We start from the raw sequence: 18,090 nt of genomic DNA on the forward strand, positions 1-18,090 counted from the left end.
GTGTCCTCGTCGGGCAGAGCAAGAGCGTCGGCTTCGGGAAGCGCAGGAGTGTCCGCTCCGGGAACCACGCCCGGCGCGGTCGCGGTCGCCGCGGCAGCCCCCGTTGCCGTTGCGGTCCCGGCAGTCGATGCCCCCACCTCGCGGTACCCCTTCTTCTCCTTCTCCGCGATCGTCTTGAGGACCTGCGCCGACGCGGCCTCGACCGACGCGTACTCCTTCGTCTGCGTACGCCCGTCGCTCCCGCACCGCCCGTAGCGCACCGTCACCACGGCACCCTCGGCCTCGGTCTCCCAGAACTTCGAGGCACTGCCCTCGACGTACTCCCAGCGGCGCACAGTCCCGCCCCCTTCACACCCGGACAGCCCGCCTGCCGCGGGCTTTTCGATCAGTGGTGCCACAGTAGAACGGACCACTGACAACGCAGCGTGACCGTGGTGTCCGGGGAGTGAAGCAGCAGGTCAACCGCTGTGTGAAAGCTCTTTCCTGTGCACGGAGCGAGCAAATGGCAGTCCCGGGGTGGCAGGAGCAGTCCGTGAAGCTGCCGCACACCGTCACCGGCACGCACGACGTCCACCTCGTCGCGGCGGGCGGCTCCGAGGTCGCCGCTGTCGACGGGCTGACGTTCCGTAAGTGAGTGAGCAGATGAGGCTGGGTTCCTCAGGGAAACCCCGCCGCCATTCCCGGCTGTATCAGGGAGCGGAGACGGCGCGTGCACCGCCGGACGATGCCCATGACGGCGTCACACCGGTGATCTGGCACACCATCAGGAAGAGCGGGATGGGCGGGGTGTACGGCGTGCGGTTGTCGGGCTGGTGGATCAGCCGGGGCCGTACTGCCGGAACGCGGGCCCCTTTCGCGTAGGCGGCCTGCGCGGGCCAGTCCAGATCGAGGTCGGAGCCCGCAGGCACGATCCACCACCAGCGGTCGGCATCCGCGAAGACGCAACCGGTGCGTGGAAGATGAGACATGAGCCGGAAGCCGTACCGGGACGGCACCCCCACCGCGTCGCAGCCCAGGCTCGCCGACAGTGCGGGCGGCAGCGGCAACTGCACTGTGCCCGTGGTGAGGGCGCGCTGGGGTTCACGGGAGCGGCGTGCTCCGAGCAGATGGGACATTGCGTTCTTCAACATGACCGCTCCGAGCGCAGTTCTGCCCAGACGATGCGGCCCGAGCCGTTGCCCGCGTCGCGTGAACCCCAGGAGCTGCTCATCGCGTCGACGAGCAGCAAGCCGCGTCCGTGCTCGTCATCGGCGGTGCGGCACAGCTGTGGGCCGCCGGGCTGGTGTCCTTGGTCCTGCACGGCTATGCGAAGCCGTCCGTGGAGGCGGTGCAGCTCGCACACGACGCGAGCGCTCTCGGTGTGCACCACCGCGTTGGTGACCAGTTCCGAGACGATCAGGATCGCCGCTTCGTGCGTGTCCTCGTCCAGCCGCCACTCGTCGAGCCGAGCTCTCGTCAGCCGCCGTGCACCGGCCACCGACTCGGGGTGCGCAGGCAGCGCGAAGCAGTACCGGAGCGCTTCCGTCCCGGGGCTGAGATCCATGAGCCGGGGGATAAGCGCACTGCCAGGTGCCACAACCGATTCCTCACAGTGGGGGCTGCGTCACACTCCGCGGTCCCACGCAAATGAGGGCGGCCGTGACTACGTGAACTGGTTCACTCACCAACTCTCCCTCTGTCGAGAACACTTGGCAAGGGGCACTCTGAAAATTTCAGAGTGCCTGTGTCTTGGACGGCCTGCGCATGGCACACTGCTGGCAAACAGCGCATCGGGAGGTCTGAAGTGAGCGAACCGCGGTCCGCCCCGACCGTGGGTCAGGTCGTTCTCGGCAAACGCCTGCAGGATCTGCGGGAGCGTGTCGGCCTGAGCCGTGACCAGGCTGCCAAGGTGCTGCGGGTCGCACCTGCGACGATACGCAGGATGGAGACCGCCGAGGTCGCTCTCAAGATCCCCTATGTCCAGCTGCTGCTGAAGGCGTACGGGATCGCCGACGACGAGGCCGAGGCCTTCGTGGAGCTCACCGAGGAGGCCAATAAGCCCGGCTGGTGGCAGCGCTTCCACGATGTACTGCCCGACTGGTTCAGCATGTACGTCAGCCTGGAGGGCGCCGCGAGCCTCCTGCGCATGTATGAGCCGCACTTCGTCCCCGGACTGCTGCAGACCGAGGACTACGCGCGCTCGGTGATGCGCACCGGAGCCGTCGGCCAGACCAGGCCCGAGGACATTGAGCGCCATGTGGCGCTGCGGATGGAGCGTCAGTCCCTGCTGACCAGGCCGGACTCCCCGAAGCTGTGGGTGGTGATGGACGAGACGGTGCTGCGCCGTCCCGTCGGCAGCGCCGACGCCATGCGAGGACAGATCGACCGGTTGCTCGAAGCGACCGAGATGCCGCATGTGACGCTGCAGATCGCGGAGTTCTCGACCGGTCACCATCCGGGCACCTACGGCCCCTTCGTCCTCTTCCGCTTCGGCGTCCCTGAACTCCCCGACATGGTTTACAGCGAGTACCTGACCGGAGCCGTCTACTTCGACGCGCGCCCCGAGGTGGCCTCCTACCTCGAAGTCATGGACCGCATGGCGGCTCAGGCCGCAACTGCACAACGCACGAAGGAAATCCTCCGGGACTTCCGCAAGGAGCTGTGATGGAACCCATATACAACGGCATGCCGGCCGCCGAACTCGGCTCCGAGGGCTGGTACAAGCCGTGGAGCGGTGGGAACGGAGGCAATTGCGTCGAAGCCATGAAGCTGTCGGACGGCAGAGTCGCCGTGCGCCAGTCCGCCGATCCCGACGGCCCCGCCCTGATCTACTCCCACCGTGAGATCGCCGCCTTCATCCAGGGAGCCAAGTCGGGTCAGGCGGACTTCCTTCTCACCTGAATCCGCAGCGCCGAAGTCCGCCCTCGCCCCACACTCTCGTTGTTCGCCGACTTATGGACCCATGGAGCGCGCTATGACCGGGCACGAACCCCAAGCCATCGAGATCGACACCAGCAAGCCGCATCCCGCCCGGATGTACGACTGGTTCCTCGGTGGCAAGGACAACTACCCGGTCGACGAACAGATGGCCCAGCAGCTGCTGGCCCTCGACGCCAGAGGGCGCGACATGGCCCGGGTCAACCGGGCCTTCATGCACCGGGCCACCCGGTGGCTGGCCGAGAACGGCATCCGCCAGTTCCTCGACATCGGCACCGGCATCCCCACCGAGCCGAACCTCCACCAGATCGCCCAGCGGACCGCCCCGGACGCGCGCATCGTCTACTGCGACAACGACCCGATCGTCCTCGCGCACGCGGCGGCGCTGCTGCGCTCCACCCCGCAGGGCGCCACCGAGTACATCCAGGCCGACGCCCGCAAGCCGGAAGTCATCCTGGAGCAGGCCGGCAAGGTCCTCGACTTCGACAAGCCGATCGCGCTGTCGATGCTGGCCCTGCTGCACTTCCTGGACGACGAGGACGGCGCGGCCGAACTCGTCGACCGCCTGGTCGAGCGGCTCCCCTCCGGCAGCTACCTGGTGCTCTCGCACACCACCGGGGACTTCGACCCCGAGGGTGCGGCGCAGGCGTCCGCCCTGTACAAGGCCCGCGGGATGACGCTGCGCCTGCGTTCCCACGCCGAATTCACCACGTTCTTCGACGGACTCGAACTCGTCGAGCCGGGTGTCACGCTCTCCGCGGACTGGCATCCGGAACTCGGCGAGGCCATCGACGTCTCCGGTGACGAGCCGATCCCGGGCTACGCCGGCGTGGCCCGCAAGGCCTGACCGCCCGGCCCGCGCCGTCACTGACGGCTGACCGACCGGGTGATGCCCGCGGCGATCGTCGTCGCGAGCAGCCACCCGGCCGAAATCAGCAGATATGACAGGTACTGGTACCAGCCCTGCGGGTTGAACGCCTTGTCCTGCCCGAAGTCGATGATCGGCAGCAGCAGATCCAGGGTGTAGAAGAACGCACTGAACGGCGGCGCCTCACCGGCCTTCAGCGGCGGCGGACGGTGCAGTCCGTACGCCAGCGACCCGATGAGCAGCAGCGAGAAGAGCCAGGCCGCCGCGCGCACCGGCCGGAAGCCGTATCCCACGGTGACGTCCTGCAGATACCCCCACACCCTTGCGTATCCCGGCAGGGTGGCGCGGTGGGTGCGCTGTTTGGCGAGCTGCACGGTACGCGCCGCGTCGTCGTCACCGATCCGCCGGTACGCCGCTGTCAACTGCTCGTACGCGTAGGGAACGTATCCCTCCTCCTCGCGCCCCAGCAGAGGCAGCCGCTGCTCGGCGGGCAGACGGGGGAGCAGAGTGGTGTACGTCAGCCCGTCGAGGCGGACATCGCGCGGCCAGACCGCCGGGTCGGCGTGGATGAGGTCGATCCGCGCGCGGCGCAGATTCACCCTTCCCCGGATCGGGGCGGCCTCCCGCAGCCACAGCTCGCCGACCGTGCAACTGCCGGCACGCACGGCGACGCCGCCGGGGTTCGAAAGCCGCGCGTACGCGAGGTTGAGCTGACCCGGTATCCGGCTGCCGCGCACATTGGTCCGCCCCTCGACCCGGATCCGCATCGCGTGGACATCGGTGCCGACCGTCAGCGTCTCCGCCTGGAGGGCGGTCGCCCCCGGATTCAGCAGCTCGGCGTCGTTCAGCAGGACCTGCCCGGTGACGGCGGCACCGTCGAGCCGGCACTCGCCGTGCACGACGAGTGCCGGCAGCCACATGTCGTCCCCGGCGATCACGTGATCGAGCTGGAGGACCGCTTCGTCGTTGTCCGCCGTCGAACCGTCGGCGTTCACCCCGATCCGGGTGCGGTCGAAGAACAACGCCTGGGTGATCCTCGAACCGCCGAGCCGGACCGGGCCGGAGATCCGGCAGTCCGTGAGCCTCAGTACGCCGTCGATCCGGACGGTGCCGGCGACCAGGCCCGGGAGCACCGAATTGCTGAGGTTGAGCTGGCGCAGCTGCGCCCCGTACAGATTCGGCGCCTGTTCGAAGTGACAGCCGGCCAGCAGCACCGCGTACTCGGCCGTCGCATACCGCACGTTCAGGGTGCCCGAGATGCGTGCGCCCATCACACGCAGCGCGGCCACCTCGCCGTCCTCCTGCCGGCCGCCGATCAGTAGGGCCCGCAGCACCTCGCCGCGTACGGTGCGCTCCGGTCCCCAGCCGGCCCCGGTCTCCGGGTCGTCCTCGGCCTCCACGCCTGTACGGAAGTCGACAGGAACGCCGCGCGGGAAGGCATCCCATACGCGGCGTTCGGCGGCGGTCAGCTCGGTGATCTCCATCGGCGGGACTCTGACCCGACGTCCGGCACAGTGTCAACCCCACTGGTTCACCGCCGTGTTCAGGCCGACACCCGGCCACCCGCTGTCCGGCATCGCCGAGTTGGATGCCGTGGACCGCGCCGGCACGGTCATCGTGCCGAACCGCCCCGACCCGGAGACCGAACCCGATTCGGCCGTCCTCGACGCGATCGGACGCGCGGACGCCCGCGGAGCCAGGCTGGTCAGCTTCTGTACGGGTACGTTCACGGCGGCCGCCGCCGGAGTGCTGGACGGCCGACGGGTCACCACCCACTGGCGCTGGGCCGACGCCTTCACCGCCCGTCACCCGCAGGTCCACCTCGACCCGATGTGCTGTTCGTCGACGACGCCCGGCTGAACCGGCCGGCCCGCAGGTGACAATGGACGCATGTCACGACGCACCACACGACCGAAGCGTTCCGCCACCGCCGGAGCGCGGACGCCCGCGATCACCGCGGAGTCGCCGTGCCCGTGCGGCCTGCCCGCCGCCTACGCCGACTGCTGCGGCCGCCTGCACGCCGGGACCGCCGCAGCGCCGACCTGCGAGGCGCTGATGCGCTCCCGGTACGCCGCGTTCGTCGTCAGGGACGAGGCGTATCTGCTCCGCACCTGGCACCCCGACACCCGGCCGCCCGCGGTCGACTTCGATCCCGGGTTGCGCTGGGTGCGCCTGGAGATCCTGGAGACGACGGACGGCAGCGCGTTCCACACCACAGGAACGGTCACCTTCCGCGCGCACTGCACCGACAACGGGCGGCCGGCCTCGCTCCATGAGAAGAGCCGCTTCGTCCGGTCGGAGGGCGCCTGGGTGTACTCGACGGCGGTCTTCGTCGACTGACCCGGCCGATCGGCGACCGGGTCCGTTCAGATGGCGGCCGCCAGCCGTGGCTTCTCCGGCGAGAGCTCCTGCGTCAGGTCCTCCGCCAGTAACCGCTTGGCGATCACATCCACCGCCGCGCGCAGCTGCCGGTCGTCCGGGCGTGCCCCGCTCTCGTCCAGGCGCTCATTGAGCCACCGCGCCCATGCGTCGTTGATCGCCGCGGCCTCCCGGCTCCCGGCGGCCGTATGCATGAACAGATGACCGTCGCCGGTGAGAAATCCCTCCTCGATCATCCGGTCGAAGACCGGCACCAGCACCTCCGGCGGAACCCGGTGCCGGGCCGCGATCAGGTTCAGACCCGCGTGGCCGACCATCCGGGTGAACAGCTCGACCTGCATCACCGCCCAGGCCCCGGCCATGTCCAGCCGGGTGTCCGACTCCGCGACGATCCGCCGTGCCGTGTCCCCACCCGCTCCGTGCAGGATCTTGGCCACGGAGAATTCCAGGACCTTGGCCGGGTCGCCGGCGCCGGGCTGGGCGAACCCCTCGCCCATGTCCGTCGAGCCGACCCGCGCCGTGTCGCGCAGCTTCACCTGCTTCAGGAAGAGCGCCACGACGAACCCCAGGACCGCGACCGGCACCGTCCACAGGAACACGGTGTGCAGTGTGTCGGCGTAAGCCCGGGCCAGTGGCGCGGACTGCGCGGCGGGCAGACCGTGCAGCCCCTGCGGGCTCTGCGCGGCCTTCGCCAGCACCGCGGGGTCGCCGCCGGCCCGGGCCGCCGCCGCGATGCCGTCGGCCAGATTCGGTTTCAGCGCATTGGCGTAGATCGTGCCGAAGACCGCCGTACCGAAGGAGCTGCCGAGCGTACGGAAGAACGTCACGCCCGACGTCGCCGTACCCAGGTCCGAGTAGTCGACCGTGTTCTGCACCGCGATCGTGAGCACCTGCATGCACAGGCCGATGCCGACCCCGAGCACCACCATGTAGAGCGATTCCAGCCACACCCCGCTGTCCGGGCCCATCCGGGAGAGCAGAAACAGGCCGACCGCCATGATCAGCGAGCCCACGATGGGGAAGATCCGGTACTGGCCCGTCCTGGAGACCGCGTTGCCGCTGAAGATCGACGCGACGAGCAGCCCGATGACCATGGGCAGTGTCCGCACACCCGACAGGGTCGCCGAATCGCCGTCGACGTACTGCAGATACATCGGCAGGAAGATCATCGCGCCGAGCATCGCGAAGCCCACGATGAAGCTCAGGATCGAGCAGACGGTGAACACCGGATTCCGGAACAGCCGCATCGGCAGCATCGGTTCCCGGGCCCGGAACTCCACGAGGCAGAAGAGCGCCAGCGCCGCGGCGCCGCCCGCGAAGAGACCGACGACGACGGGCGATCCCCAGGCGTACTCATTGCCGCCCCAGCTGGTCGCCAGGATCAGTGCGCTCGCGCCGACCGTGACCATCGCGATGCCCAGATAGTCGATCACGGGCCGCCCGGCGGCCTTCACCGACGGGATCGTCCGGGCGGCGGCGATGACCACCACGATCGCGATCGGCACATTGACGTAGAACGCCCAGCGCCAGCTCAGATGGTCGGTGAAGAGCCCGCCCAGCAGCGGCCCGATCACCGTCGACACCCCGAAGACCGCACCCAGCGCACCTTGGTACTTGCCGCGCTCGCGCAAAGGGATCACATCGGCGATCAGCGCCATCGAGGTGACCATCAGCCCGCCCGCGCCGATTCCCTGCAGTCCGCGCCAGACGATGAGCAGCGTCATGTTGGTCGCGAGGCCGCACAGGAACGAGCCGGTGATGAAGATGATCGCCGACAGCTGGAAGATGATCTTCCGGCCGAACAGGTCGCCGAACTTGCCGACCAGGACCGTCGCCACCGTCTCGGCGAGCAGATACGCGGTGACCACCCAGGACATGTGTGCGGCGCCGCCGAGATCCGACACGATCGTCGGCAGTGCTGTGCCGACGATCGTCTGGTCCAGGGCGGCCAGCAGGAGCCCCAGCACGATCGTCGCGAAGACGATGTTCCTGCGGCGCGGATCGAGTACGGGTGGCGCGGCGGCACTCTGTGCGGCGGCACTCTGCGCGGCGGGGGCGGTCTCGCTGGCAGTGGTCACGCTTGCACCCTCACACCGGGCCCCGTCCCCCGCATGTGGGGGACGGCTGGACGTGGCGTCAGGCCAGCAGGTCCCTTACGGAAGCCTTCATACGGGTCACGAACGCCTCCCGCACCGGCTCCGCCACCCGGTCCAGCGAGAGATACGGATTGAGGTCCTCCAACTCGACGAGCAGCAGCTCGCCCGCCGAGGTCCGGCAGGCGTCGACCCGCTGGATGCCATGGTCGAGACTGTTCCACTCCACGAAACTCCGGGCGAACCCCAGATCCTCCGCGCTCGGCTCGTACGGCTCCAGCACCCACCGCAGCTCCGGATGCGGTGCGTACAGCGCGTACTGGAAGTCGCGGTCGATGAAGTAGAACGACACCTCGTATCGGAAGTCGATCCGCGGCTGGACGAGCAGCGTGCCGTCCTCGCCCTCCGGCAGGGCGGCCTCCCGTATGAACCGCAGCCCGACCGAGTCCGCCCCCAGCTTCGGCTTGACCGCGTACTCCGCGGCCGCGGGCAGCAGCCCCAGATCCGCAGCCCGGTCCACCGTGGGGATCACCGGATGTCCGGCCCGGCTCAGATCGACCAGGTACTGCTTGCCCGCCATGTCCCCGCGGCCGTGCAGCGGGTTGTAGACGCGTACACCCAGCTCCCGCGCCCGCGCGCAGAACGCGTCGTACGCCTCCTGGTAGTGCAGCACCGGACCGCTGTTGCGTACGACGACGGCGTCGAAACCGTCGAGCAGTGCGGCGGCGTCCCGGGGGTGGCAGAGCGCGACATCGAATTCCTCGCGCAGCCGCGACGTCAGGTAGATGTCCTCGTCGCAGTAGCGGCGACCGCGGGCCTCGTAGGCGAGGTCGGTGACGAAGAGGACGGACGGGCGCGGGCCGGCGGGCATGGCGTTCCCCCATGAGGTGTGTCGGCGGACGGTGGATCGATGACGTCGGCGGCGTTGTACGGCACGGACCCGGAGGTGATGAGGTCCGCCCCGAACGAGTCGACCGCATCGCAATCGCCGCCACCGCCCGACATTCTCACGCAGGCTCTGATGATCCCCATCCGGGCGGTGACCCGGATGCGGCCACAAGGGGCGCGAGCGGCCAAAGACGCCGGGGCGCGCCCACGGAGTCTCCTCCCGTGCGTCCTACTCGGCGGCTGCGGGGCGGACGACCTGGGCGGAGTGGGGCAGGGCCGTGCAGCCCCTTCGCAAGGCGGGCGTGCAGTGGGGGAGGTGCGGGCGGTTCACCAGGAGCTGCCGGGGCGCACCGGCAGCCGGGGGTGGTGGGCGGCGAGGATCTTGTTGGCGCGGGCCAGCTCGGCGAGTGCCTGCTCGCGGTCGGCCTGGTCCTCGACGCAGAGCCGCGGGCCGCGGAACCTGCGTACCTCGCGCGCGGCGCATTCGGCATCGAACTCCGCCTCCACGATGTGCGGCGGGATGCAGGACCCGATCAGCGCGGCGACCCGGTCCGGGATCGGCACGGGGACGAGGAGGTGCGAGGCGGTCATGGGGGGTTCCCTCTCGGATGGCCGGCCAGGAGGCGGTTCTCGGTGCGGCCGTCGAGTGGGCGGCCGACTTCTCCATATGTACGGGACGCACTTCCGGGTTTCTCGTTGAGAACGTCTCCGTGTGGCAACCGTTTGGGAGTGACCGGCTATTTCCCCTTACCCGTAAGTAAGTTGACTCCGCGTAAGGAACGTGCTCGGGTCGGGGCCCGCGCTGCGCCGGTCAGAGTGGTGTGTCGTCGCTGCGCGCACGCAGCCGCATTGCGCGGAGCACGGCCTCGGTCGAGAACCGGGACGCGGGGTCGACGAGTTGCTCGCCGAAGATGGATTCCAGATTGCGCATCCGGTAGCGGACGGTCTGCGGGTGTACGTCGAGCAGCTCGCCCATCTGGGCGGCGGTGCCACGGGTGTCGAGCCAGATCCGCAAGGTCTCGGTCAGCCGCTCGCGCCGATTGGCGCTGATACCGGCCATCGGGGCGAGTTCACGCCGTGCGAGCTGGTCCAGGAGGACCGGGTCGGAGAGGAGCCACAGGGTGATGAGGTGGTCCTCACAGAGGGTGACCGGTGCGTCGTCGATGACGCCTGCGTCGACGAGTTCCATCACGCGACGGGCCCAGCGGATCGAGTCCGAGGCGAGGGCGGTGGGAACGGTCAGGCCGATTACGGCGCGGGCACCCGGGAGCGCGTGATCGAGCATGCGTCTTCGCATCTCGTCGAACGGTCCCGGGATCAGTAAGTGCGGCTGTGGATCGGTGAAGTCGACGAGGACGTCGCGGTCGGCACCGAGCCGCCCGAGGTCCGCCGAGTGGCGTACCGCAACGAGAGTCACCTCGTCGGGCAGTACCCAGCCGGTCTGCTCGCAGAGTTCGGCGATGGCGGTACGGGGCACGGGCCGGCCGGCGAGAACCAGATGCAGCAGACGCCGCCGAAGGGTGTCCGTGTGGTCGCCGGAGGCCGCCCGGACCTCCAAGTAGCCCTGGCGGGACAGTGCTTCGAGCTCATCCACGTACGAGAAGAGGGCGTCGGCGAAGGTGAGCATCATCGTGGGGGAGAGGTTGTAGCGCCGGCCCACCTTCTTGGCCCGGCGCAGCGCGATCCGGGCGCCCAGTCGGTACGCGCCCTGCAACTGGTCCAGAGTGCGGCCCTCGTACGCCTCGAACCTGCCGAACCTGCGGCACATCTCGTCGCGCAGTGCGGAGGGAGCGGCCGGCTCGGCGACCTGGTCCACGAAGACGGAGATGCTCTGCTCCACGCCGACCCGGATGCCCTGGCCGTAGGGACCGTCGAGCAGTCGCGCATACTCGGGGTAGGCGCGCGTCACCTCCAGCCCGATCTCCTTGATCAGGCTGGGGAGTTCGGGCCGCACGATCGCGGCGAACTCCTGCGGCAGCGGTCCGAGTGGTTCTCCGAGGTCCGAGGGCTGTACAACTCCCGGCATGACTGCATCCCTTGCTCTCCGGCGCCCGATGGGGGTGGGCTGTGGGAGGAGCGCTCCCAAGCCGTCAGGTGCGTACCAACGTGGGCTGCTGAAGATAGTCCAAGCAGGGGCGCGTGGACACAGTTGTGACAGCATGAGATGCAAGGGGCACGTATTGCCGTGCCGGGTCCGGGCCGCACATGCCCCGGCGGCCGGAGTTCCGGCGGCCGGAGCCGGCCCGCAATCAGGTTCGGCGCGTGGTGACAAGGAATTCCCGGAGCGCCGGGGAATCCTCGTACGGCCGTCACCTGTAATGGGGAGCGAGTCGCGATCGTTATTCCCCTGGTAATTCGACTGTGCAGGCGCGGTGAAGTCAAGGGCCCGTGCAACGGGCAGTCGTGCAGCATGCCGGCAGGGACTGGCGGCCTCTCGCGGCAGGGGATCTGACGTGGGGAGTTGCCGGTGGGCACGCCGACGATCAGTCGATCCGATGGGCGTGCGACGCGCCGCCGTCGGGCCGGAACCACTCACTTCTGGATAAGAATCCAGGAGACCGTACTCGCGCCGGAACAAATAATTGACCGGGAAGAGCGCTTTCGGAGATTCTTCGTCCCGAGTGTTGCGGTGCAACATTACTCGCCCGTAGCGTCTCCGCCGAACGCAAGTGGTCGCGCAGTCGGTCAGGTCGGACTGCCACTTCTCTGTCCTGTGACCCCGCCCCGCGAGTTCCGCCGAATCCGGCCGGAGGCGAGCTCCGGCGCCGGGCCACGTACCCTGAAGGGATACAGATCCGTGAACACCCTTGCACGCAGAGCCGCAGTTGTAACCGCCGCCCTCGGTGCGGCCATCGGAATGACGGTGTCGACGGCCTCGGCCGGTACCACGACGACGTGGACGATCACGCCGTCGGGGGCCTACACCGCGCACGCCGACTTCCCCACGCTGGAAGTACCGTTGGCGTCACTGGAGTGTGCGTCCTCCGACGTGAAGGCCGGAGTCCTCCAGGCGTCCAGTGCCACCGGCAACGGTATTGCCAACATCAACAACATCACCTTCACCGACTGCACGGTCGGTGGCATTCCCTTCGATGTCACGATGAAGACGACGCCGTGGTTGATCAACGCCGTCAAGCCGAACGCCTCCAACTCGAACTGGGTGGATGGCAGCGTGAGTTCCATCTCGGCCCACATCTCCGGAATCGGCTGCAGTGCCGACTTCACGGGCAAGGTCTACGGGCGCTACCAGAACAACACCGGTGACCTCGTCATCGACGGCTCGGGCACCGACCTGGTCGCGTCCAACGCCAGTTGCCTCGGTCTCATCAACAACGGTGATGTGGCCAGCTTCAACGCCTCGTACCACGTGACCGTGACATCGACGGGCACGTCGCCGGTGATCACCACCCCGTAGCACCGGGAAGCGTACGGGTACGGGCCGACGGTGAGCGGATGCTGCCGCCGTCGGCCCGTCCTTCTCGTTTCCGGCGTCGTGGATGACGGCGCCGCAGCAGATCAGTTGCAGCACGCACGAGGTGGAGGACAGCGTCGGCATGAACACAAAGACACCCGTGAGGGGCGGCAGGCGGTCGATGCGGCTTGCCTCGATCGCGAGCGTCGCCCTCCTTGCCGGGCTGCTGTCCGGACCCGGATCCGTCGCGGACGAGGGCACGAAGCCGGTCACCCTCGCGTACGACTGCGGACCGAAGAGCGGGGCCGTGGCGGCCACGGTCGAGGTCTCGGTGGAAGTGCCGGCCACGGGTGAGGTCGGCCGGCCCATGCAGCCGGGGCCCGCGACGGTTGCCGTGGTGCTGTCGCGGACCGATCTCGACGGGCTGCTCCCGGCCGGTGCCGATGCGGTGGTGAGCACGGCGACGCTCACGGTGGAGGTGGCGCAGAACGATCAGTCGGTCCAGGCGCAGTGGGCGGACCTCGGCGCTCCGGGCACCCCGCTTCCGCCCGACGGTGCGGTGAGGCTGGTCCACTCGGGCGAAGTCCCGTCGGTGACGGTAGGTGCTCCGGGTGAGGTTCGGTTCACCGCACGGGAGTTGAGGATCGCCCTTCGCTCCGCGGCGGCACTGGGCCAGGAGAGCGAGTCGGCTCCGGAGCCGGTGACGTGCGAACCGGCTGAGGGGCAGGACGGACGCCTTGCGACCGTTTCGGTGCCGGGCGGACCGGATGCCGAAACGTCGGGGACACCCGACCCGGCGGAGCACGGCGACTCGGGCGAGAGGACCGATGACGGCATCATGGTCGAGCCGGAGGACACCCCGGCGGAGGACACCGATCCGTGCCCGGTCGAGCAGGCCACGGGGGAGATGGACCGGAGCGAGGCACCGCAGGCACCTCCGGGTGATCCCACCAGGGAGACCGACGTGCCCACGGGCGGAACCTTCGGTTGCGCCTACGCGGTCGGGATCGCCAATGTACGCAAGCTGAATGGGGCCATGATCGTGAACGACCCCACCCGCACCCCGGCATTGATCAGCGTCATGGCGATCAAGCACACGTCGAATCGTGCTCCCAGCGCCAAGGGCGGTGCCTACACACGTCTCGACTCGCTCGGAAATCTGAAGCTTCCGGATGCCGAATCGACCTTTCTGACATTCGGATTCCAGCCGGTGAGCGCGAAGGTGGAATTCGAGAACGGTCCGATGACCATCTCCACCGGAAACATTGGTTCCGGCACCCAGAGAATCGCCTTTTCCACCGCCTACTTCAAGCAGAGTCTGCGCCTCCACGACGTGAAGGTCAATGGAACCCCTCTGGATGTGGGCAGCAACTGCAGGACCGTCAGGCCCTACAAGGTGGTTCTCAACGGTGGGGCGAAGTACGTCAATGTCTACTCGGGAGGCCTGCTGGAGGGTGAGGTGGACATTCCGCCGTTCTCCGGCTGCGAAACGGGTGAGGAAGACCTCGACGCCTTGTTCACGGCATCCATCTCGGGCCCCGGAAACCTGATCAGCATGAACCAGGGAACGACATGTATTCCGAGTTCACCCAATAACCTCTGCCCGCCGACGATGCCGAAGATGCCCGGTACGGACTCGTGACCGGTTCATGTCGGGCAGGACGTACGTCCTGCCCGACATGAACGGCCGGCCCGGTCTTCGGGCTCTGCGCCGTCGGCACCCGCAGTGGCGTCTCAACGCCCCGGTGGGGCCACCTCCCAACAGGAGCGTGGCCCCACCGGGGCGTCGGGCAGGGCTCGGCCGACGGCTACTGGGCCGCCGAGTGCCAGTACTGCGACAGCAGCTTGCCCGCGTCGGGGGCGACGCTGCCGGGGTTGTTGATCGTCGCGACGTACGTCTGGGCGTTGTTGAGGACCACGTTGTTGTTGCCCGAGGCGGACGGCAGCCCGGTCTTCAGGTTCACCGCCCAGTTGAGCAGGCCCAGTCCGCAGCCGCCGGCCGCCGGGACCGCGTACGTCGTGTCGTTCTGGGTGGCACCCACGAGGCTGATACGGCCCATGGGGCCGGTCGCGTCGGTGGTGCCGTCGCCGGCGAACTTCTGGGTACTGACGGTCGGGCGGGTCAGGTTCTCCGGACGGAGCAGGATCGGGTCCGAGGCGGAGCCGATGTAGCACGAGTTGCCGAGGAACGGGTTCTCCAGGTGGATCCGTACCGGCAGCGTGATGATCGGCTTTCCGGTGGTGGTTCCCGCCAGGAGCTGAAAGCCGCTGGGGTTGTTGACGGACTCGATGGTGGCCGTCACCCGGTTCAGGCTGTTGTCGGTCAGCTGGTTGCAGATGCCGGTGATCACGGGAATGTCGCTCGGGCACATCAAACCGAGCAGACCGCCGGGGATCTGGGCGGAGTCGGCGATCAGAGCGCCGCCCTGGGGTGAGACCACGGTCGCCCCGCCACCCGGATGTGTGACGACCCCGATCTGCAGGTCGCTGGCGCCCACCGGGACCACGGTGTTGCCGAGCTTGATGGAGCCGCTCGCCGAGTGCGAGGAGACGCAGGTGGCGGTGTCGGTCGCGCCGTCCGCGGCCAGCATGGCCGGAGCGTCCACCGGACAGCGGTTGAAGGGCGCCCAGTTGCCGTTCAGGGTGGTGGCCGCGGTGGCCGACCCCATGGACGCGAAGGCGGCAAGTGCGGTGAACGAGGCCAGCAGCCCCACGCGCGCCCGGTTCGAACCAGATCTCATGTCTTCCCCTTTTTTTGAGGCAGCCGTCATCGAGGCGGCCCGGTGAGTCCGGAGTTGCTCGGTCTGCCTGCGGCACCCCGAAGCAGGCATGGTTCGGTCATGGCGTGAGGGGTGCGCAGACGATGGGTGTGCGGAATGCGGGTGCCGGGGTCCGGAGCGAGCAATGCCGGTTCGGACTCCCCATTCACCGAGCCGTGAGGTTACTGGCGAGAAACACCGGCGCACAATCCCGCCGATTGAGAATCTGCCCGCGAATGCGACTTCTCGTCCGCGGGTGAGTACGGCGCAAGGGCATCTTGTCAATCAGTGCGCATGGACCCACGGTGGAACTCGATGCCGTCGCGACTCGCGGCCTATGCGGAATTCGGTCTCCCGCTTGTGCGTTCACGCCGGTCCGGACGGTCGTCGGGCGGCCGGTCGTGATCGCTGAGCTCTTGCCGCCAGAGCCGAGGAACTTGTCACTTGCCGATAAATCCCCCGGGCCTCCTGCTCAGACAATGCGAAAAACTCGACGGCTCCACGCGGGCTCGCGAAAACTTGGAGAACTGGTATTGCGGGCCAGGTTACTCGGCCGTAACGTCGGCAACTCGGGCGGTGCGTCCGGAGATTGCTCACCCGTCGGGAAAGGAACTCTGTCGTGGCCCCCCACGCCGGGATTCCCTGCCCGGGGAGCCATCGGTCCCGTACCCCCGGGCGGGGCGGCGTTCTCGCCCCGGGGCCCGGGGCCCCGCGGCTCCGGCCCTCCGGGCCGTGCGGTCCCGGCCTGCACAGACTGTTGCGGGTGCGCAGCTCTTTACAAGGTTTGAGTGAAAGTTTGTCACTGGATGACAAGTGGGCCGGTCGTTCACGAATTGGCTGTTCAAAGGCTTGTCCTGGCGGTGCCCGTGAACTTAACGTGCGCCCCTTGGCGCACTTCTGTCACTTCGTGAGCGCATGCAGGAGGTGGGATGGGAATCGAAGTAGTTGTCGAAGGCCTTACCAAGTCTTTCGGCAAGCAGAACATCTGGCAGGATGTGTCGCTCACGCTCCCCGCCGGCGAGGTCAGTGTCATGCTCGGCCCGTCGGGCACGGGAAAGACCGTCTTCCTCAAATCCATCATCGGCCTGCTGAAGCCCGAACGCGGTCGCGTCCTCATCAACGGCGTCGACATGGTGAACAGTCCCGAACGCGACATCATGGAGACCCGCAAACTCTTCGGGCTCATGTTCCAGGACGGTGCCCTTTTCGGATCGATGTCGCTGTTCGACAACATTGCCTTCCCCTTGCGCGAGCACACACGGAAGAAGGAATCCGAGATTCGCCGCATCGTCATGGAGCGGATCGACATCGTCGGGCTCCTCGGTGCCGAGGGAAAGCTGCCCGGTGAGATCTCGGGCGGCATGCGCAAACGGGCCGGTCTCGCCCGTGCGCTCGTCCTGGACCCGCAGATCATCCTCTGCGACGAGCCGGACTCCGGACTCGACCCCGTCCGCACCGCCTACCTCTCGCAGCTCCTCATCGATCTGAACGCGCAGATCGATGCCACGATGCTGATCGTCACCCACAACCTCGACATCGCGGCGACCGTCCCCGACAACATGGGGATGCTGTTCTGCCGCAACCTCGTCACCTTCGGGCCGCGTGAGGTACTGCTCACCAGCGATGTGCCGGTCGTCTCCCAGTTCCTCTCCGGACGCCGCGAAGGCCCCATCGGCATGTCCGAGGAGAAGGACGCCGCAACTCTCGCCGCCGAGCAGCTGAATGACAGCGCCCACGACCACGGCTCAGGCCCGCGGACCGTCGTACCGCAACTGGAACCCTCGCCCGGGATGCCGGTCCGCCAGGCCGTCCGGCGTCGCCGGGAGCGGGTCCTCGGCATGATGGGCCAGCTCCCGGAGGCCGCCCGTACGGCCATCATGAACAGCTACGCCCCGGCCGCCGGCGGTGCACGCCCGTGACGGCCGAGATTCCGGTGCGGCCCCCCGAGCCACCCGCCACCGATGTGACGCCCTTGCAGCAGGCCCCGGTGCAGAAGCCGCCGACGAGGCTGCTCGCACCGCTGCGCGAGACCGGAAAGCTGTTCGCGCTCGCCCTGTCCGTGACCCGCGCGGTCTTCCGAAGACCTTTCCAGGTAAGGGAGTTCATCGAGCAGTTCTGGTTCATCGCCAGCGTCACCATCCTGCCCGCGGCCCTCGTCTCCATCCCGTTCGGCGCGGTCATCGCGCTCCAGGTCGGCTCGCTCACCGAGCAGCTCGGCGCCCAGTCCTTCACCGGCGGCGCCAGCGTCCTCGCCGTCATCCAGCAGGCCAGCCCACTCATCGTGGCGCTGCTCATCTCGGGAGCGGGCGGATCGGCGATCTGCGCCGACCTCGGGTCCCGGAAGATCCGCGAAGAGCTCGACGCGATGGAGGTCATGGGTGTCTCGCCCATCCAGCGCCTCGTCGTCCCGCGCGTCCTGGCCACCATGTTCGTGGCCGTCCTGCTCAACGGCCTGGTCTCCGTCGTCGGCACCCTGGGCGGCTACTTCTTCAACGTGATCATGCAGCACGGGACCCCCGGCGCGTACCTGGCGAGCTTCTCCGCCCTCGCCCAGCTGCCCGACCTCTACATCAGCGAGTTCAAAGCGCTGATCTTCGGGTTCATCGCGGGCATCGTCGCCGCCTACCGCGGGCTGAACCCGCGCGGCGGTCCCAAGGGCGTCGGCGACGCGGTCAACCAGTCCGTCGTCATCACCTTCATGCTGCTGTTCTTCGTGAACATGGTCCTCACGGCGATCTATCTCCAGATCGTCCCCGCGAAGGGGAGCTGAGAGAA

Annotated in this window: 18 protein-coding genes and 2 pseudogenes; 11 read left to right on the forward strand and 9 right to left on the reverse strand. The window is 68.2% G+C overall.

Annotated features, from left to right (window positions below; translation table 11 throughout):
• Window positions 1–48: 48 nt before the first annotated feature.
• Window positions 49–255, forward strand: coding sequence for a hypothetical protein (locus GA0115254_RS47625; protein ID WP_370740890.1), 207 nt, complete (start codon window positions 49–51; stop codon window positions 253–255).
• On the opposite strand, the pseudogene GA0115254_RS47630 reads toward GA0115254_RS47625, so the two are convergent.
• Window positions 192–413, reverse strand: a pseudogene (locus GA0115254_RS47630) (WGR domain-containing protein); the annotation flags it as partial. The gene GA0115254_RS47625 and the pseudogene GA0115254_RS47630 overlap by 64 nt on opposite strands.
• Window positions 414–502: 89 nt before the next feature.
• Here GA0115254_RS47630 and GA0115254_RS46145 point away from each other — a divergent pair.
• Entirely contained in the window at window positions 503–634 is a 132-nt protein-coding gene (locus GA0115254_RS46145; RefSeq protein ID WP_256102632.1) for a carbohydrate-binding protein, read from the forward strand.
• Between the two features lie 55 nt (window positions 635–689).
• Here GA0115254_RS46145 and GA0115254_RS17425 read toward each other — a convergent pair whose 3' ends face one another.
• Window positions 690–1,130, reverse strand: a complete 441-nt coding sequence (locus tag GA0115254_RS17425) for a hypothetical protein (RefSeq protein WP_093896215.1) — start codon at window positions 1,128–1,130, stop codon at window positions 690–692.
• On the reverse strand, window positions 1,124–1,576 hold the full coding sequence (locus tag GA0115254_RS17430) for an ATP-binding protein (protein ID WP_093896216.1): 453 nt from the start codon (window positions 1,574–1,576) through the stop codon (window positions 1,124–1,126). Before GA0115254_RS17430 ends, GA0115254_RS17425 begins: the two co-directional genes overlap by 7 nt.
• Before the next feature lie 207 nt (window positions 1,577–1,783).
• On the opposite strand from GA0115254_RS17430, the gene GA0115254_RS17435 reads away from it, so the two are divergent.
• From GA0115254_RS17435 to GA0115254_RS17445, 3 genes are all read left to right on the forward strand, one after another.
• Complete coding sequence (locus GA0115254_RS17435; protein WP_093896217.1) at window positions 1,784–2,644, forward strand: helix-turn-helix domain-containing protein; 861 nt, start codon at window positions 1,784–1,786, stop codon at window positions 2,642–2,644.
• The gene (locus GA0115254_RS17440; RefSeq protein WP_093896218.1) at window positions 2,644–2,880 is read left to right on the forward strand and encodes a DUF397 domain-containing protein; all 237 of its coding nucleotides are present in this window, start codon (window positions 2,644–2,646) and stop codon (window positions 2,878–2,880) included. Before GA0115254_RS17435 ends, GA0115254_RS17440 begins: the two co-directional genes overlap by 1 nt.
• A 73-nt stretch (window positions 2,881–2,953) precedes the next feature.
• Window positions 2,954–3,763 (forward strand): SAM-dependent methyltransferase, encoded by an 810-nt coding sequence (locus GA0115254_RS17445; protein WP_093896219.1) that lies wholly within the window; start codon window positions 2,954–2,956, stop codon window positions 3,761–3,763.
• A gap of 17 nt (window positions 3,764–3,780) precedes the next feature.
• On the opposite strand, the gene GA0115254_RS17450 is transcribed toward GA0115254_RS17445, so the two are convergent.
• The gene (locus GA0115254_RS17450) at window positions 3,781–5,268 is read right to left on the reverse strand and encodes a pentapeptide repeat-containing protein (protein WP_093896220.1); all 1,488 of its coding nucleotides are present in this window, start codon (window positions 5,266–5,268) and stop codon (window positions 3,781–3,783) included.
• Here GA0115254_RS17450 and GA0115254_RS17455 point away from each other — a divergent pair.
• Both GA0115254_RS17455 and GA0115254_RS17460 read left to right on the forward strand, forming a co-directional pair.
• A pseudogene (locus GA0115254_RS17455) lies at window positions 5,258–5,634 on the forward strand (AraC family transcriptional regulator); the annotation flags it as partial. The gene GA0115254_RS17450 and the pseudogene GA0115254_RS17455 overlap by 11 nt on opposite strands.
• A gap of 40 nt (window positions 5,635–5,674) precedes the next feature.
• Window positions 5,675–6,124, forward strand: coding sequence for a YchJ family protein (locus GA0115254_RS17460; RefSeq protein WP_093896221.1), 450 nt, complete (start codon window positions 5,675–5,677; stop codon window positions 6,122–6,124).
• Between the two features lie 26 nt (window positions 6,125–6,150).
• Here the strand turns inward: GA0115254_RS17460 and GA0115254_RS17465 are convergent, their stop codons facing one another.
• The 4 genes from GA0115254_RS17465 to GA0115254_RS17480 form a co-directional block, all read right to left on the reverse strand.
• A complete protein-coding gene (locus GA0115254_RS17465; RefSeq protein WP_093896222.1) occupies window positions 6,151–8,241 on the reverse strand; it encodes an MDR family MFS transporter in 2,091 nt (696 codons plus the stop codon).
• Window positions 8,242–8,299: 58 nt separating this feature from the next.
• Window positions 8,300–9,127 (reverse strand): ATP-grasp domain-containing protein, encoded by an 828-nt coding sequence (locus tag GA0115254_RS17470; RefSeq protein WP_093896223.1) that lies wholly within the window; start codon window positions 9,125–9,127, stop codon window positions 8,300–8,302.
• A gap of 344 nt (window positions 9,128–9,471) precedes the next feature.
• The gene (locus tag GA0115254_RS17475) at window positions 9,472–9,735 is read right to left on the reverse strand and encodes a hypothetical protein (protein ID WP_093896224.1); all 264 of its coding nucleotides are present in this window, start codon (window positions 9,733–9,735) and stop codon (window positions 9,472–9,474) included.
• A 220-nt stretch (window positions 9,736–9,955) separates the two neighbouring features.
• Window positions 9,956–11,170 (reverse strand): PucR-like N-terminal domain-containing protein, encoded by a 1,215-nt coding sequence (locus GA0115254_RS17480; RefSeq protein ID WP_093896225.1) that lies wholly within the window; start codon window positions 11,168–11,170, stop codon window positions 9,956–9,958.
• A 771-nt stretch (window positions 11,171–11,941) separates the two neighbouring features.
• On the opposite strand from GA0115254_RS17480, the gene GA0115254_RS46150 reads away from it, so the two are divergent.
• Together GA0115254_RS46150 and GA0115254_RS17495 are read left to right on the forward strand one after the other, a co-directional pair.
• Window positions 11,942–12,559 carry a hypothetical protein gene (locus GA0115254_RS46150; protein WP_256102633.1) on the forward strand — a complete coding sequence of 206 codons (618 nt, stop codon included), beginning with the start codon at window positions 11,942–11,944 and terminating at the stop codon, window positions 12,557–12,559.
• 139 nt (window positions 12,560–12,698) lie between these two features.
• Window positions 12,699–14,198 carry a DUF6801 domain-containing protein gene (locus GA0115254_RS17495; protein WP_093896302.1) on the forward strand — a complete coding sequence of 500 codons (1,500 nt, stop codon included), beginning with the start codon at window positions 12,699–12,701 and terminating at the stop codon, window positions 14,196–14,198.
• 166 nt (window positions 14,199–14,364) lie between these two features.
• Here GA0115254_RS17495 and GA0115254_RS17500 read toward each other — a convergent pair whose 3' ends face one another.
• Window positions 14,365–15,297 carry a hypothetical protein gene (locus GA0115254_RS17500; RefSeq protein ID WP_176740163.1) on the reverse strand — a complete coding sequence of 311 codons (933 nt, stop codon included), beginning with the start codon at window positions 15,295–15,297 and terminating at the stop codon, window positions 14,365–14,367.
• 947 nt (window positions 15,298–16,244) lie between these two features.
• Here GA0115254_RS17500 and GA0115254_RS17505 point away from each other — a divergent pair.
• Window positions 16,245–17,234, forward strand: a complete 990-nt coding sequence (locus GA0115254_RS17505) for an ABC transporter ATP-binding protein (RefSeq protein ID WP_093896227.1) — start codon at window positions 16,245–16,247, stop codon at window positions 17,232–17,234.
• Window positions 17,231–18,085, forward strand: coding sequence for an MlaE family ABC transporter permease (locus GA0115254_RS17510; protein ID WP_093896228.1), 855 nt, complete (start codon window positions 17,231–17,233; stop codon window positions 18,083–18,085). Before GA0115254_RS17505 ends, GA0115254_RS17510 begins: the two co-directional genes overlap by 4 nt.
• Window positions 18,086–18,090: the final 5 nt, after the last annotated feature.

Source organism: Streptomyces sp. Ncost-T10-10d (assembly GCF_900091955.1).
Taxonomy (GTDB): Bacteria; Actinomycetota; Actinomycetes; order Streptomycetales; family Streptomycetaceae; genus Streptomyces.

Coding starts and splice junctions, on each gene's coding strand:
- GA0115254_RS46145 (WP_256102632.1), top strand. CDS start 503: ATGGCAGTCCCGGGGTGGCAGGAGCAGTCCGTGAAGCTGCCGCACACC.
- GA0115254_RS17425 (WP_093896215.1), bottom strand. CDS start 1,130: ATGTTGAAGAACGCAATGTCCCATCTGCTCGGAGCACGCCGCTCCCGT.
- GA0115254_RS17440 (WP_093896218.1), top strand. CDS start 2,644: ATGGAACCCATATACAACGGCATGCCGGCCGCCGAACTCGGCTCCGAG.
- GA0115254_RS17445 (WP_093896219.1), top strand. CDS start 2,954: ATGACCGGGCACGAACCCCAAGCCATCGAGATCGACACCAGCAAGCCG.
- GA0115254_RS17450 (WP_093896220.1), bottom strand. CDS start 5,268: ATGGAGATCACCGAGCTGACCGCCGCCGAACGCCGCGTATGGGATGCC.
- GA0115254_RS17460 (WP_093896221.1), top strand. CDS start 5,675: ATGTCACGACGCACCACACGACCGAAGCGTTCCGCCACCGCCGGAGCG.
- GA0115254_RS17470 (WP_093896223.1), bottom strand. CDS start 9,127: ATGCCCGCCGGCCCGCGCCCGTCCGTCCTCTTCGTCACCGACCTCGCC.
- GA0115254_RS17475 (WP_093896224.1), bottom strand. CDS start 9,735: ATGACCGCCTCGCACCTCCTCGTCCCCGTGCCGATCCCGGACCGGGTC.
- GA0115254_RS17480 (WP_093896225.1), bottom strand. CDS start 11,170: ATGCCGGGAGTTGTACAGCCCTCGGACCTCGGAGAACCACTCGGACCG.
- GA0115254_RS17495 (WP_093896302.1), top strand. CDS start 12,699: ATGAACACAAAGACACCCGTGAGGGGCGGCAGGCGGTCGATGCGGCTT.
- GA0115254_RS17500 (WP_176740163.1), bottom strand. CDS start 15,297: ATGAGATCTGGTTCGAACCGGGCGCGCGTGGGGCTGCTGGCCTCGTTC.
- GA0115254_RS17505 (WP_093896227.1), top strand. CDS start 16,245: ATGGGAATCGAAGTAGTTGTCGAAGGCCTTACCAAGTCTTTCGGCAAG.